At 73.2% G+C, this 14,489-nt stretch carries 13 protein-coding genes; 6 read left to right on the top strand and 7 right to left on the bottom strand.

Annotation, left to right across the window (positions count from 1 at the left end; translation table 11 throughout):
* Positions 1-105: 105 nt before the first annotated feature.
* A complete protein-coding gene (locus tag O7615_RS12410; protein WP_278177621.1) occupies positions 106-873 on the top strand; it encodes a DUF5753 domain-containing protein in 768 nt (255 codons plus the stop codon).
* Positions 864-1,064, top strand: a complete 201-nt coding sequence (locus O7615_RS12405) for a DUF397 domain-containing protein (protein ID WP_278177619.1) — start codon at positions 864-866, stop codon at positions 1,062-1,064. The genes O7615_RS12410 and O7615_RS12405 overlap by 10 nt, the downstream gene beginning before the upstream one ends.
* A 70-nt stretch (positions 1,065-1,134) precedes the next feature.
* On the opposite strand, the gene O7615_RS12400 is transcribed toward O7615_RS12405, so the two are convergent.
* The 7 genes from O7615_RS12400 to O7615_RS12370 all read right to left on the bottom strand — a co-directional run bounded on the left by O7615_RS12400 (position 1,135) and on the right by O7615_RS12370 (position 10,566).
* A complete protein-coding gene (locus tag O7615_RS12400) occupies positions 1,135-2,376 on the bottom strand; it encodes an ATP-binding protein (RefSeq protein WP_278177618.1) in 1,242 nt (413 codons plus the stop codon).
* A 132-nt stretch (positions 2,377-2,508) separates the two neighbouring features.
* Complete coding sequence (locus O7615_RS12395) at positions 2,509-3,558, bottom strand: flagellar basal body protein FliL (protein WP_278177616.1); 1,050 nt, start codon at positions 3,556-3,558, stop codon at positions 2,509-2,511.
* Positions 3,559-3,711: 153 nt separating this feature from the next.
* Positions 3,712-6,927 carry a UvrD-helicase domain-containing protein gene (locus O7615_RS12390; RefSeq protein ID WP_278177614.1) on the bottom strand — a complete coding sequence of 1,072 codons (3,216 nt, stop codon included), beginning with the start codon at positions 6,925-6,927 and terminating at the stop codon, positions 3,712-3,714.
* A gap of 62 nt (positions 6,928-6,989) precedes the next feature.
* Positions 6,990-8,333 (bottom strand): metallophosphoesterase, encoded by a 1,344-nt coding sequence (locus O7615_RS12385; RefSeq protein ID WP_278177613.1) that lies wholly within the window; start codon positions 8,331-8,333, stop codon positions 6,990-6,992.
* Between the two features lie 12 nt (positions 8,334-8,345).
* Complete coding sequence (locus O7615_RS12380) at positions 8,346-8,594, bottom strand: MoaD/ThiS family protein (protein ID WP_278177612.1); 249 nt, start codon at positions 8,592-8,594, stop codon at positions 8,346-8,348.
* Positions 8,595-8,596: 2 nt separating this feature from the next.
* A complete protein-coding gene (moaA, locus tag O7615_RS12375) occupies positions 8,597-9,622 on the bottom strand; it encodes a GTP 3',8-cyclase MoaA (protein ID WP_278182078.1) in 1,026 nt (341 codons plus the stop codon).
* Between the two features lie 2 nt (positions 9,623-9,624).
* A complete protein-coding gene (locus O7615_RS12370) occupies positions 9,625-10,566 on the bottom strand; it encodes a fructosamine kinase family protein (RefSeq protein WP_278177611.1) in 942 nt (313 codons plus the stop codon).
* Positions 10,567-10,739: 173 nt separating this feature from the next.
* Between O7615_RS12370 and O7615_RS12365 the strand changes: the two genes are divergently transcribed.
* Genes O7615_RS12365 through O7615_RS12350 form a run of 4 tightly spaced genes read left to right on the top strand, consistent with a single transcriptional unit; the run spans position 10,740 to position 14,397 of the window.
* A complete protein-coding gene (locus O7615_RS12365; RefSeq protein WP_278177610.1) occupies positions 10,740-11,789 on the top strand; it encodes a DUF4192 domain-containing protein in 1,050 nt (349 codons plus the stop codon).
* A gap of 48 nt (positions 11,790-11,837) precedes the next feature.
* Positions 11,838-12,413: a helix-turn-helix domain-containing protein gene (locus tag O7615_RS12360; protein WP_278177609.1), complete on the top strand. Its 576-nt coding sequence runs from the start codon at positions 11,838-11,840 to the stop codon at positions 12,411-12,413.
* Positions 12,410-13,690: an MFS transporter gene (locus O7615_RS12355; protein WP_278177607.1), complete on the top strand. Its 1,281-nt coding sequence runs from the start codon at positions 12,410-12,412 to the stop codon at positions 13,688-13,690. Before O7615_RS12360 ends, O7615_RS12355 begins: the two co-directional genes overlap by 4 nt.
* Entirely contained in the window at positions 13,687-14,397 is a 711-nt protein-coding gene (locus tag O7615_RS12350) for a GAP family protein (RefSeq protein ID WP_278177606.1), read from the top strand. The genes O7615_RS12355 and O7615_RS12350 overlap by 4 nt, the downstream gene beginning before the upstream one ends.
* Positions 14,398-14,489 lie beyond the last annotated feature (92 nt).

Below are 14,489 nucleotides of genomic sequence, written 5' to 3'. Positions count from 1 at the left end.
GGCTCGTGCCGTCCTGATTCCCACCCTCCCGACCATTGCCCGTCACATACACCCCGTAGCAGGATGGACACCGAGTGTTCTCGGACGTCCAGGAAGGATCTCGGAGTGAACCGTGCCGTCGTCGCAGCAATGACCGAGGCGGGCGAGACCGCCGACTCCCTCGCGGCTCAGGTCGGGGTCGACCCGAAGACCGCCGCGCGGTGGGCAAGCCACGGACGCATTCCGCGCCCGCAGACCCGGAGGCGGGTCGCCACGGTGCTCGGCCGCGAGGTGACCGAGCTGTGGCCGGACGTCCTCAAGCGACGCGAGCCGGCGTGGTTCCGGCGGTGGGTGGACATCGAACGCGAGGCGGTGGCGCTGCGCTGGTTCGAGCTGACCTGGGTGCCGGGCCTGCTCCAGACCGAGGCGTACGCGCGGGCGACGCTGGCCGGGGAGAGACTGACCTCCGACGACGTCGGACGGCTGGTGGAGGCGCGTCTCCAGCGGCAGGCCATCCTGCGCCGGGAGGACCCGCCGATGCTGGTCGTGGTGCTGGACGAGCTGATCCTGCGCCGGTCCGCCTACGGTGACCGGGCGCTGATGCGGGAGCAGTGTGAGCACCTGGTGGCGTGCGGCGCGCTGCCCACGATCGCGATCCACGTCGTGCCGGCGACCGTCGGGATGTACCCCGGGTTGGGTGGACCCTTCATCCTCGCCGAGCTGGACGACGGCAGCGTGCTCGGTCACGCCGACAGCCAGGCCGAGGCACAGATCATCGATAAGGCTGCGGACGTTGCTACCCTGGGTCGCAGGTGGGAACGCATCCGCGGCGAGGCGCTGTCACGGACGCAGTCCCTAGAACTCATCAGGGAAGCGGCAGCATCATGGACATGACCGGCGCGCAGTGGCGCAAGAGCAGCAAGAGCGGCAACAACGGCGGTGCGTGTGTTGAGGTCGCCGACAACCTCTCCGGTGTCGTCCTGGTCCGGGACACCAAGGACCGCGACGGCGGAACGCTCAGCTTCCAGCCGGCGGCGTGGCGCGGCTTCGTCGAGCTGGCGAAGACCGGCGGCCCGGTCGCCTGACGCACCTCGCAGAGAAGCCCCCGGCCACCCGGCCGGGGGCTTCTCCCGGTTAGGGGACCGCCCAGCCGCCTCAGGCCGGCTGGGTGCGCAGGTAACGGCCGAAGTGCGGGACGGTGAAGGCGACCGTGCCACGTTCGCCGGAGTAGATCAGCCCCTTCTTGATCAGGGCGTCCCGGGCCGGGGAGAGGCTGGCGGGCTTGCGGCCGAGAGCGCGGGCGATCTCGGCGGTCGGCACCGCCGCGTCCATGTCGTCCCGTCCGCCACCGCCGGCCGCCCCCTCGACCAGGGAGAGCGTCGCCATCGCCCGCATATACTCCCGCTCGGCGGGGGTGGCCCGCTCGAAGCGCGACCCGAAGAAGCCGACGGCCAGCTCGGCCTCGGCCTCCGGGGCGGCGACCCGGACGTCCGCCGCGGTGATCGGTGATCGGGGGGCATGGTCCCAGGTGGCCTTCCCGTACGCCTGGACGAAGTACGGGTACCCGCCGGACTTCTCGTAGAGCAGGTCGAGGGCCTTCGCCTCGTACTCCACGTCCTCCCGCTCGGCCGGCGCGCAGAGTGCGTGGTCGGCGGCGATCCGGTCGAGACGGTCGATGCGCTGGTAGCGGAAGAGCCGCTCGGAGTACGACTTGGCCGCGCTCAGCACCGCCGGCAGGTGCGGTAACCCGGCACCGACCACGATCAGCGGCGCGCCGAGCTGGGACAGTTCGTGGCACGCGGCGCAGAGTGCGGAGACGTCCTCCGGCCCGAGATCCTGCATCTCGTCGATGAAGATCGCGACGCCGGTGCCGACGTCACTGGCCACCGAGGCGGCATCGGTGAGCAGCTCCACCAGGTCGATCTCGATGTCGCCGGAGTCCGCCCGCCCGCTGGCCGCCGGCACGTCGATGCCGGGCTGCCACCGGTCGCGCAGCTTCGGGGCGGTGCCGCCGCGACCGGTCGGTGCGCCCCGTTGGGCGAAGGCCTTGAGCACGCCGAGGAAGGCGTCGATCCGGTCCGGTGCCCGGTGCCGGGGGGCGAGTTCCCGGACGGCCATGTGCAGGGCGGCGGCGATCGGCCGGCGCAGCGACTGATCCGGTCGCGCCTCGATCTTGCCGCTGCCCCAGAGCCGGTTGATCGCCTGGGAGCGCAGGGTGTTCAGCAGGACCGTCTTGCCGACGCCGCGCAGGCCGGTGAGCATCAGGCTGCGCTCCGGTCGGCCCCGCGCGATCCGTTCCAGCACGACGTCGAAGACGTCCAGTTCCCGCCCCCGCCCGGCGAGTTCGGGCGGGCGCTGACCGGCGCCCGGTGCGTACGGGTTGCGGACCGGATCCACGAATCGCAGAGTATCGGGCCGTCTAGCCGAAGGGCTAGACATGGATAGACGGCGGTACCGGCGTGTTGCCCTCGACAATAAACTAGTGCTGTCTAGCGTCCATGCTAGACAGCACTAGTTTTGCCAATCGGGTCAGTCGCGCTGTTTGAGGCAGAGCACGAAGTCGAGGGAGTCCAGCTCGCTGTCGTAGAAGTACCAGTTGGTGTAGCCGTCGACCTGGGCGCACTTCGCCTCGGCGTCGCGTTCACCGCTGGTCTTCCCGTCGACGCGCCGCAGCACCTCGTACGACTTCGGTACGCAGTCGCTGATCAGCAGCTTGGGCTGACCGCCGGCCGGCGCGTCGTTGCGGAGACACTGTCCGGCCTGCACGAACCGGGGGTCGGTGGACGAGCCGGAGGCCGGGTCGTCGGCCGGTGTCTCGTCCTCGTCCGAGGCGTCCAGGGCCGGCCCCGCCGCCTCCTCGGTCGGCGCGGCCAGCGGGATCGGCGGCTCGTCGTCCGACCCGAGCAGATAGGACGTCGTCACGCCGCCCAGCACCAGCACCAGCACGACCGCCAGCACCGCGAGGATCCGCCCCCGACCGCGCCCGCGCTCCGGCGGTGGCACGGGCGCGCCCTCGTACGTGGTCGCCGCGTCGCCGGGATAGGCCGGCTGCGCCCGGGTGCCCGGCGGCGGCGACGGGTATCCCGGGTCGGCCCCGCCGTAGCGGTTGCCGGCGTAGCCCGACCCGGGGCTGCGGCCGTCATCGCCGTGCTCCGGTCCGCGTTGCCCGTCGCGGTGACCCGCCCCGGGCCACCCGGCGGAGTGCCCGCTCCACGGCTGCCCGGCCTGGTGATCCGGGCCGCCGGACGGATACGGCCCGGATCCATGGCCCTGGCCGGGCTCGTAGCCCTGGCTCGACCCGTAGGTCTGGCCCGCGCCGTAGGTCTGGCCCGCGCCGTAGGTCCGGCCGGACTCGTAGCCCTGGCCGGAGCCGTGCGTCTGATCGGACTCGTGCCTGGGGTCGGATCCGTAGGTGACGCCGGAGCCGTAGGTCTGACCCGGCTGGTAGGGCTGGCCGGCGCCGTAGAGCTGGGCCGGGTCGTGGGGCGGGTCGGGGGACCGGCCGTGGTCGTACCAGTCTCCGGGTTCCGGCTCCTGCCACGGCTGCGGGCCGCCGCTCGGTGGTCCGTAGTTCGCCATGACGCCCTCCTGAGCCAGTGGTGGAGCCGGTGGGTGGTGCCGGGCCCACGATCCGACGACCGTCGCCCACGTCACCGTAGTGTCTACGACAGGGCCACCGGCGCGACGGACGGTCGGTCGGTTACCCGACCGACCGACCCGCGGCTCGGGTGGTCAGATGAGCCGTAGCTGGCGATCCTTCGGCCGGCGCGGTCCGGCGCTGTCGCCGAGCCGTTCGAACAGACCCGGATCCACCACGTCGAGGAACGGCGACGGGCGGCAGTCCCGCTCCGACCCGTGCCGGACCCGGCGGGCGGCGTGGCTCACGTAGAGCCGGTCCTGGGCCCGGGTCAGCCCGACGAAGAAGAGCCGCCGCTCCTCGGCGACCGCGTCGTCGTCGGGGGGTGCACCGGGCCAGCGTAGCGGCAGCAGCCCGTCCTCGGCGCCGATCAGGAAGACCACCGGGAACTCCAGTCCCTTGGCGGCGTGCAGGGTCAGCAGGGTGACCGCCTCGGCGCGCGGGTCGAGGGCGTCCACCTCCGCCCCGGTGGCGAGCTGGGACAGGAACGCCTCCAGGTCGTCGCCGCACCGCCGGGCCAGCGGCGTCAGCAGGTCGACCGCGGTCCGGACATCCTCGGGGCGCACCCCACCCGACCCGTCGAGGGTGGGGATGGCGAACCGCTCGGCGAGCACCTGGGCGGCGAGGCGTACCCGGGCGGGCAGGGCACCGTCGAGACCCGGGGCGTGCCGCAGCTCGCGGGCGATCGCCAGCACGCCGGGGCGGTCCCGCAGCCGGTCGTGCGAGCGCTTCTGCACCGGGATGTTGGCCCGGGCCAGGGCGTCCACGATCGGTGCGGCCTGCGAGTCGGTGCGGTACAGCACCGCGATGTCCGAGAAGGAGAGCGTGGTCGACCGGCCGTCGATCCGACCCGAATCCAGCGACCGGTGGGAGAGGCCGCCGACCAGGTCGTCGACGGTGCGTACCACGAAGTCGGCCTCGTCGGCGACGGAGGCCGCAGCGTACCGGCCGACCAGTGGGGCCTCCGGGTCGAGCCGGGCCGGATCCAGCCGGCGGCCCCGGACCAGCGACGACGGCGCGATGGCCTGTACCGCCGCGGCCAGGATCGGCGCTGAGGAGCGGTAGTTGCGGTTGAGCCGGACCAGCCGGGCGTCGGTGAAGTCCTGCGAGAAGCGCAGGAAGTACCCGACGTCGGCGCCACGGAACGAGTAGATGGCCTGGTCCGGGTCGCCGATCGCGCAGAGGTTCCCGTCGGCGGGGCTGAGCAGGCGGAGCAGCTCGTACTGCACCGCGTCGACGTCCTGGTACTCGTCCACGAAGATCCACCGCCAGCGGTCGCGGTACCGCTCGACCAGTTCCCGGTCGTCCCGCAGCAGCGCGACCGGCAGGGTGAGCAACTCGTCGAGGTCGACCATGCCCTGCTTGCGCAGCAGTGCGGTGTAGCGGGCCGCGTCCTCGCCGGCCTCGGCGCGGGCCGCCGTCCGTTCCGCGTCGTCGGCGATCCGGAAATCGTCCGGCAGGCCGGCGGCCCCGGCGTTCTCGCGCAGGATGGTCAGCCCCAGCGAGTGGAAGGTGCCGACGGTGACGTCCTCGGCGACCGGGCCGAGCAGGCCGTCCAGGCGGTGCCGCAACTCCTCCGCCGCCCGCCGGGTGAAGGTGATCGCCAGGCACTGCTCGGGGAAGACGTTCAACTCGGCACAGAGGTACGCGATCCGGTGGGTCAGCGTACGCGTCTTGCCGGTGCCCGGTCCGGCGACGATGAGCAGCGGGCCGCCGGGTGCCGAGGCGGCCACCCGTTGCATCGCGTCGAGCCGGTCCAGCAGGCCGGTGCCGACCTCCTCCATCCCGGCGAGCATCGGCTCGAACGGCTCGTGCGGGGAGGGCGGTGGCGCGATCGGCGGTGCCGGGGTGGCCGGCTCGCGCTTCGGTTCGGCCTTGCCCGCCGGCCGCTTCGCCCTGGCCTCCGGAGTCGCCTTGGCGTGCGGTGTCGCCGTCGGCTCCACGGGCCGACGCTGCGCCGGAACCGGCACGTCGAACAGGGTCTCCTGCCCGGCCGACACCCCGGCACGGCCCAGCTCGGCCGGGTCGAAGAGGGTGATCACGCCGTACTCGCCGTCGTAGCCGGGAACGCGGCGGACCTCGCCGCGGCGCAGCCGGGCGATGCCCTCGGCGAGCACCTCACCGCCGACCCGGCCGATCTCGTCCAGTGGGGTACGGGTGAGGATCTCCAGCTCCGGACCGAGCGCGGCGACCAGTTCGGTGAGCTTCCCCTCGACCCGCTTCGACCGTGGACCGACCTTGTTGATCTCGCCGAGGATCTCGGCGAGCTGGATCAGGTGGGTCACCTGGGGAACACGCTGCGGCCGGTACCCCTCGGGCCGGTCGGCCAGGTCCTCGACCCGGCTCAGTACGCCCACCGTCAACGGCTTGCCGCACTCCGGGCAGCGCCCGCCGGCCTCCCGGGTCCGTTCGGGCGCCCAGTTCACCCCGCACAGCCGGTGGCCGTCCGCGTGGTACTTGCCCTCCTCGGGGAAGAACTCGATCGTGCCGGCCAGCCCGTCGCCGGTGCGCAGCGCCTCGCGTACGCCAAAGTAGTCCCGGGCCGAGGCGAAGACGGTGGCCTCGCGGGCGAGCGCGGGCGGTGAGTGCGCGTCGGAGTTGGAGACCAGCCGGTAGCGGTCCAGGCTGCCGACCCGCCAGTTCATCGCCGGGTCGGAGGAGAGCCCGGTCTCCACCGCGAAGATGTGGTCGGCCAGGTCGGCGTAGCAGTCGGCGATCGCGTCGAAGCCGGACTTCGAGCCCAGCGCGGAGAACCACGGGGTCCAGATGTGCGCCGGGACGAGGAAACCGTCCGGGCTCGCCTCCAGGGTGATCTCCAACAGGTCACGCGAGTCCAGACCGAGGATCGGCCGGCCGTCCGACCCGAGGTTGCCGATCCGGCCCAGCGCGGCATTGAACCGACCCACCGCGTCCAGATCCGGCAGGTAGATCAGGTGGTGGACCTTGCGCGTCCGGTCGTCCCGCTTGTAGATCGTGGAGATCTCCACGCTGAGCATGAACCGGACCGGATCGCTCTCCGCCGCGCTGGCCAGCCGGGGCGGCAGGCGGCGGGCGATGTCCCGTTCCGCCTCCGGTGACAGCCGGTAGAGGCCGGGCTCGGCCGGATGCAGCGTCTCGCGCAGGTGGTCGTACCAGGCGGGGTGAGTGAAGTCACCGGTGCCGAGCACCGCGATGCCCTTGCGCCGGGCCCACCAACCGAGGTTCGGCAGGGTCAGGTCGCGGCTGCAGGCCCGCGAGTACTTCGAGTGGATGTGCAGGTCCGCGACGAAGGGCGGGCGGCCACCGGGGGGTACGGCGTTGAACGGGGGCACGCCGCATCCTGCCACGACCGGCCGCGCTCCCGCGCGACGCCACGCGCTGAAGGTGAGCTGCGCTATGCCGAACGAAGCTCGACAAGGGTGATCTGCGGCTCCGCACCGACCCGCACCGGCGGCCCCCAGAAGCCGGCGCCGTTGGTGACGTAGACCTTCGTGCCGTCCACCTCACCCAGCCCGGAGACCACCGGCTGCTCCAGCTTGACCAGCAGGTTGAAGGGGACGATCTGGCCGCCGTGGGTGTGGCCGGACAGTTGCAGGTCGACGCCGTACTTCGCCGCCTCCAGCGCGGCCACCGGCTGGTGGGCCAGCAGCACCACCGGCCGGGACGGATCACGGTCGCCCAGTGCGGCGCCGTAGTCCGGCGGCGCGGAGACGCCGCTGCCCACGGCGGAGACGTCGTTGACCCCGGCCAGGTCGAGCACGCCGCCGCGAGCGGCGATCTCCCGGCGCTGGTTCTGGAGCACCCGCAGCCCGAGCCGGTCGACCTCGGCAACCCACTCCTCGACCCCCGAGTAGTACTCGTGGTTGCCGGTGACGAAGTAGCTGCCGTGGCGGGACCGCAGGCCGCGCAGCGGAGCCGCGTCGTCGCCCAGCTCGGCCACCGTACCGTCGACCAGGTCACCGACCACGGCGACGATGTCGGCGTCCAGGCGGTTGATCGCGGCGACGATCCGCTCGGTGTGGGCGCGGCCGGTCAGCGGCCCGATGTGGATGTCGGAGACGGTGGCGATGCGCAGGCCGTCCATGCTGCGGGGCAGCCTGGCCAGGGGCACCTGTACCCGATCCAGCTGCGGCGGGCCCATCGCGGTGCGTACGCCGTAGCCGACCAGCCCGGTGGCGGTGAGCCCGGCGAAGATCGCGGCGCCCCGGGCGAGCAGCAGCCGACGGCCCGGGTCATGGTCCGGACCGGCCGCGCCGGGGGCCGGCGGTGCCGGGGAGTCGGTGGCGGCCGGCTCAGTGGCGCCGGTCGGCTCGGTGGCGCCGGTCGGTTCGTCCGCGCCGGTTGGTGCGGCCGTGCCGGTCGGCGGATCGGTGGACAGCTCCGGGATGGGCGCGCTGGCCGTGCCGACCAGGACCGGCTCCGGCCTGGCCACGGCGAACCGGCCGCGCCACACCAGCCGGGTCACGAGCATCGGGACTTCCAGCACGACGAGCAGCACCAGCAGGTAGAACATGAGCGCGAGCCAGAGGTAGCCCGGCCAGGCGAGCCAGTACATCCCGGCCCGGGTGCCGACCATGGTCGCCGGTACGAGCAGCGCCAGCACCACGGCGGTGACCGTGCCGGCCCGGCGCCAGCGCCCCGCCGTGGTGGTGTCCCTGACCAGCCGCTTCCACAGGTACAGGTGGATCAGCCCGGTGATCAGGGCAAGGGTCGTCACGAAGCCGACTACCGCGAACACGTGTGGATCCCCTCAGCCGCCGGCAAAGGGAGGCAGGACGTCGATCGTCACCCCGGCCGGCAGCGGCTTGTGCCGATCATGACAGGTCACGCCGTCGACCAGAAAACTCGACGCCGCCAGCACGGGCACCATCCGCCCGCCGTGCCGCTCGGCCAGCTCCGTCAGCAGCTCGTCCAACGACCGGCCGGCGGCGGTGGTCTCCTCGGCGCGGCCGGCGGCGGCCCGCGCCCCGGCGAAGTAGCGGACGGTGACGCTCGCCATGGTCAACCTCCGATGGCCGACATGGGCCGGGCGGGTTGCAGGAACGACGGGTCGTCGATGCCGTGCCCGGCCCGCTTGCCCCACGTCGCCGCCCGCCAGCGCCGGGCCAGTTCCTCGTCGTCGGCCCCGGCCCGCAGCGCGTGGCGCAGGTCTGACTCCTCGGTGGCGAACAGGCAGTTGCGGATCTGGCCGTCGGCGGTGAGCCGGGTCCGGTCGCAGTCGCCGCAGAACGGTCGGGTCACCGTGCCGATCACGCCGACCCGGGCCGGACCGCCGTCGACCAGCCAGGTCTCGGCGGGCGCCGCGCCCCGGTCGGTCGGGTCCGGGCTGAGGTCGTACGCCGCACGCAGGGTGGCCAGGATCTCCTCGGCGGTCACCATGGCGGCGCGGTCCCAGCCGTGCTGGGCGTCGAGCGGCATCTGTTCGATGAACCGCAGCTCGTAGCCGTGGTCGAGGGCGAAGCGGAGCAGCGACGGCGCCTCGTCGTCGTTGACGCCGCGCATCAGCACAGTGTTGATCTTGATTGGGGTGAGCCCGGCGGTGGCCGCCCCGGCCAGGCCCGCCAGCACGTCGGACAGCCGGTCCCGCCGGGTGAGCCGGGTGAAGCGCTCCCGGTCCAGCGTGTCCAGCGAGACGTTGACCCGGTCGAGGCCGGCGGCGCGCAGCAGCGGAGCGAGCCGGTGCAGGCCGATGCCGTTGGTGGTCAACGAGATGCGGGGGCGCGGGTCCAGTGCGGCGGCGGCCGTCACGATGCCGACCAGTCCGGGACGGATGAGCGGCTCACCGCCGGTGAACCGCACCTCGTCCACCCCGAGCCGACAGACCGCGATCCGGATCAACCGGATCACCTCGTCGTCGGTGAGCAACTGCGGCCCGGCCAGCCAGGGCAGTCCCTCGGCGGGCATGCAGTAGGTGCAGCGCAGGTTGCACTTGTCGGTCAGGGACACCCGCAGGTCCCGGGCAACGCGGCCGTACCGGTCGACGAGGACACCGTCGGTCGGCGGGGCGCCGTCGGTCGGCGGGGCCAGGCTCACCCGTCGACGGTAGCGCGCCCGACCCCGCGCAGGGCGTCCCGCGCGCACCGGGTGACCGAATCACGGTACGCCCCGCCGAAGATGGCGGTGTGCACGAGCAGCAGGTGCAACTGGTGCAGCGGCACCCGGCCGCGCCAGCCGTCGGCCAGCGGCCAACTCTCCCGGTACGCCGCCAGGATCCGGTCCTGGTGCGGCGCTGCGCCGAAGAGCGCCAGCTGTGCCAGGTCGGTCTCCCGGTGCCCGCCGTGCGCCGCCGGGTCGACCAGCCAGACCCGGCCGCCGCCATCGCCATCGCCGCCGCCATCGCCGCTGCTCCAGAGCAGGTTGCCCGGCCAGAGGTCACCGTGGATCCGGGCGGGTGGCTCGTCGCCGCCGAACTCGCCGATCCGGGCCACGACCTGCTCGACGAGCGTCGCGTCCGCGCCGGTGAGGGCGCCGCCGTCGACCGAGCGTCGGAGGTAGGGCAGCAGTCTGGTCCGGGCGAACCAGTCCGCCCACGGGCCGTCGTCCGGCGTGTTGTCCGCCGGCAGCGCACCGATGAACCCCGTCCACCGGGCACCGAACGCGGGCGCTCCGGCCCCGTGCAGCCCGGCCAACTCCCGACCGAAGCGCTCGGCGGCCTCCGGGCCTGGCTCACCCGGCTCGATCCACTCCAGCGCGAGCAGGTCGGGCAGGGCCACCAGCACCTCGGGTACGGCGACCGCGCCGGCCTCGCGTAGCCAGCTCAGCCCGGCCGCCTCGGTGGCGAAGAACCCCTCCGGCACCGGCCGGCCGGCGTGCTCCGGCCAGGTCTTCGTGAACACCGAGTGACCGTCGTCCAGGGTCAGCCGGGACGCGGTGCAGATGTCGCCGCCGCTCACCGGCGTCTCCCTGATCCGCTGGTGGGTCAGGAAGGTCGGCAACTGCTCCGGATGCGCCCGCAGGTACGCCAGATCCATCCCCGCAACGTATCGCCTGGCCTCATAACGTATCGCCTGGCCTCATGCGGGAGCAGATCCCGGCGCCGACGTGATCGGGGCTGAGCTGGGGAGTTACGGTCGGTAGCTGTGGATAACCAGCGTGTCGTCCACAGGGGCAGCGGCGCTCGCCGGTCGGCCCGCAGGCTGCCGGTATGAACTCGACCGATCTGCCCCGGCTCACCGTCCGCTCTCCCGCCGACCTCATCGCCGCCGTGCCGTACCTGCTCGGCTTCCACCCCGCCGACAGCGTGGTGGTGGTGGCGCTCTCCGGCTCGCGGGTCGTCTTCGCCGCGCGCGGCGATCTTCCTGGCGACCTCCCCGACGATGTCGACCCGGGCGAGGCGGCGACGCACATCGCCGAGGTGACCGCCCGCCAGGGTGCCGATTCGGCCACCGTGATCGGGTACGGTCCGGCGAGCCGGGTGACCCCGGCGGTGGACGCCGTCCGGGTCGCGCTGCCGGAGGCGGGGCTGGCCGTGCTCGACGCCCTGCGGGTGACCGACGGGCGCTGGTGGTCGTACCTCTGCACCGAGCCGGAGTGCTGCCCGCCGGAGGGCACCCGCTACGACCCGCAGGCGAGCACGGTGCCGGCGGCAGCCGTCTTCGCCGGCCAGGTCGCGCTGCCCGACCGGGCGGCGCTCGCCGCGCAGGTTGCCCCGGCCGGCGGGGACGCGATGCGGCAGGCCACCGACCGGGCGGAACGGCGGCTCGCCGATCTGCTGGCGACGGCGCCCGCCACCGACCTGCTCGGCGCCCGGGCGCTGCGGGCGGCGGGGGCGGCCGCGATCCGGGCGACCCGGCGACGGCACCGCAGCGGCGAGCCCCTGACCGACGACGAGTTGGCCTGGCTCTGCCTGCTCCTGACCCACCTTCCGGTACGCGACCACGCCTGGGAACGCACCGACGGGCGGGACGACGACATCGCGTTCTGGGCCGAGGTGCTGCGTCGGGCCGAGCCGGCACTGATCGCCGCCCCCGGATCCCTGCTCGCGTTCGCCGCCTGGCGGGACGGGCAGGGCGCGCTTGCGGCCGTGGCACTGGAGCGGGTGCTGGCTGAGCATCCTGACTACTCGCTCGCCGGGTTGCTGGACGATCTGCTCCGGCGGGGGGTGCCGCCGTCCCGCCTCGACGGCTGGCCGGCGGGCGGGCCGCCGAGGGAGCTGCGGCGGGGCAGGCGCCGCTCCCGGCGCCGACCACGATGAACAACAAGAAGTCTTGTACGTCATCTCTTGTACGTCTAGCCTGGCGGCATGCCGAACGACGAACCGGTGCTGCACCTGACCGATCCGCGCGCCATGCGCGCGCTGGCCCACCCCACCCGGCTCCGGCTCCTCGGCGAGCTGCGCATCCGGGGGCCGCAGAGTGTCGGCATGCTCAGCGACATCGTCGACGAGGCGGTCGGCTCGGTCAGCTACCACCTGAGCAAGCTCGCCGAACACGGCTTCGTGCGCGAGGCACCGGAGTGCGCCCGCAACCGCCGGGAACGCTGGTGGCGCGCGGCGCACGCCCTCACCTCCTGGGAGCCGCTGGAGATGCTGGACGACCCGGAGCGCAAGGCCGCCTCCGACCTGTTGCGCCGGGCCGTGCTGGAGCGATACCAGACGGCGTTGCAGAGCTACCTCGCCGCCGAGCCGACCTTCGAGCCGGAGTGGGTACGCGGCACCGCCAGCAGCGACAACGCGTACCACCTGACCGCCGACGAGTTGGGGGAGCTGCGCGCCGACCTGGAGGCGCTGGCCGCGCGCTGGCAGGAGCGCAGCGATCCCGGCCGCGCCGACGCCCGCCCGGTCACGATGATCTACCACGCGTTCCGGCGGCCGGAGTGAGCGGCCGGTCGCGGGCTCCCCTGGCCGGCCTGCTGATCGGGCACGCGGTCTCGCTGACCGGCAACATGCTCACGATCATCGCGCTGCCGCTCTACGTCCTCGTCGAGACCGGCTCGCCGGTCGCCACCGGCATCACCGGCGCCGTCGCGACCGCACCCATCGTGCTCGGCGGCGCGCTGGGCGGGGTGATGGTCGACCGGATCGGCTACCGCCGCGCGAGTGTGCTGGCCGACCTTGTCTCCTGCGTGACGATCGCCGCGATCCCACTGCTCTACGCCACCGTCGGGCTGCCCTTCTGGGCCCTGCTCGTGCTCGTCTTCGTCAGCAATCTGCTCGACACACCCGGCCAGACGGCCCGCATAGCCCTGCTACCCGAGGCGGCCACCGCCGCCGGCCTGCCCGTCGAGCGGGCGATCGGTTGGATGGAGGCGACCGAGCGGGGTGCGCGCCTGCTCGGCGCACCGGTGGCCGGCCTGCTGGTCGCCACCCTCGGGGCACTACCCGTGCTGGTCATCGACGCGGCGACGTTCGTGCTCTCCGCCGTGGTGGTCGCCGTGCTGGTACCGGCCGGCATGCAACCCGGCGCCGACGAGCCCGAGACCGCCGACGACAGCGGCGGCTACTGGCGCCAGTTCGCCGCCGGAGTGCGGTTCCTGCTGACCGAACCGCTGCTGCGTGTCATGGTCCTGCTGGTGCTGGTGACCAACTTCTTCGACGCCGCCAAGACCAACGTGCTGCTGCCCGTGGTCGCCCACCGGGATCTCGGCGGGGCGGCGGCCCTCGGGCTGCTCGTCGGCGGCATGGGCGGCGGTGCCCTCGTCGGTTCGCTGGTGTTCAGCGCGATCGGCCACCGGCTACCCCGCCGGCCGACCTTCGTGGTGGCCTTCGCGGTGGCCGGCCCGACGCCGTTCTGGGGCCTCGCCGCCGGGCTGCCGCTGCCCGTGCTGTTCGCCATGGTCCTGGTCGCGGGCTTCGCCGCCGGGGCGATCAATCCCCTGATCGGCGCCATCAAGCTCGAACGGGTGCCACCCCGGATGCGGGCCCGGGTCTACGGCGTGATCGGCGCCACCGCGTGGGCCGCCGTTCCGCTCGGCGCGCTGGGCGCGGGCTTCGCCAGCGAGCATGCCGGCACCACGGTCACCCTGGTCGTGGTCGGCGCCGGCTACCTCCTGGTGGTCCTCACCCCGCTGCTCGGCGGCCCCTGGCGGTCGATGAACCGGGTGGCGGCGCGCACGGATAATCAGCGCATGTCCGAACTGGTACGTGATCCGGCATGAGCCTCGCCCTGCTGCTCTCCCTCGCCGGCCTGGCGCTGATCGACAGCACCAGCATCGGCACCCTGTTCATTCCCGTCTGGCTGCTGCTCGCTCCGGGGCCGGTGAGCGTCCGTCGGGTGCTGACCTACCTCGGCACCATCGCCGGCTTCTACTTCGTCGTCGGGTTGCTGCTCTACTTCGGCGGCAGCGGGTTGGCCGAGCTGCTCGGCGGCGCGCTGGACAACCGGCCGGTGCTCTGGGGCCAACTCGCGCTGGGCATCGGGTTGTTCGTGCTGAGCTTCCGGTACGACGGCAAGCGGGGCGCGGGCACCGGCCGGGTGCTGCGCTGGCGGGATCGGGTGACCGCCGGTGACTCGTCGCCGCGCTGGCTGGTCGGGCTGGCCGTGTTCGCCGCGCTGGCCGAGGTGGCGACCATGCTGCCGTACCTCGGCGCCCTGGGCCTGCTCACCACCTCGGGTCTCGGCGTGCCGAACGTGATCGCGCTCCTGGCCGGATACTGCCTGGTCATGGTGTTGCCGGCGGTGCTGCTGCTGGGTGCGCGGGTGGCCTGGCCGAGGCGGGTCGAGCCGGTGCTCGCCCGGCTCAACGGGTGGATCGTCCGGTCGTCCGGGAGCATGCTCGGCTGGGTGCTCGGCATCGCCGGCTTCCTGATCGCCCGCGACGCCGCCGTCCGGCTGGGGCTGTTCGAGATGCTCGCGAACCGCTGAGAAACTGTCGGCCCACCAGGTTGCCAGCGTTCACGCGTCGCGTGGCGCCGCCCTTGGCTCGTGGCAGTGTGGCTGTTCTCGCATCGGCGTGT

Source organism: Micromonospora sp. WMMD1082, assembly GCF_029626175.1.
Taxonomy (GTDB): domain Bacteria; phylum Actinomycetota; class Actinomycetes; order Mycobacteriales; family Micromonosporaceae; genus Micromonospora.
The sequence above is the reverse complement of the archived record's forward strand: the minus strand, read 5'-3'. Positions and strand labels throughout refer to the sequence as shown.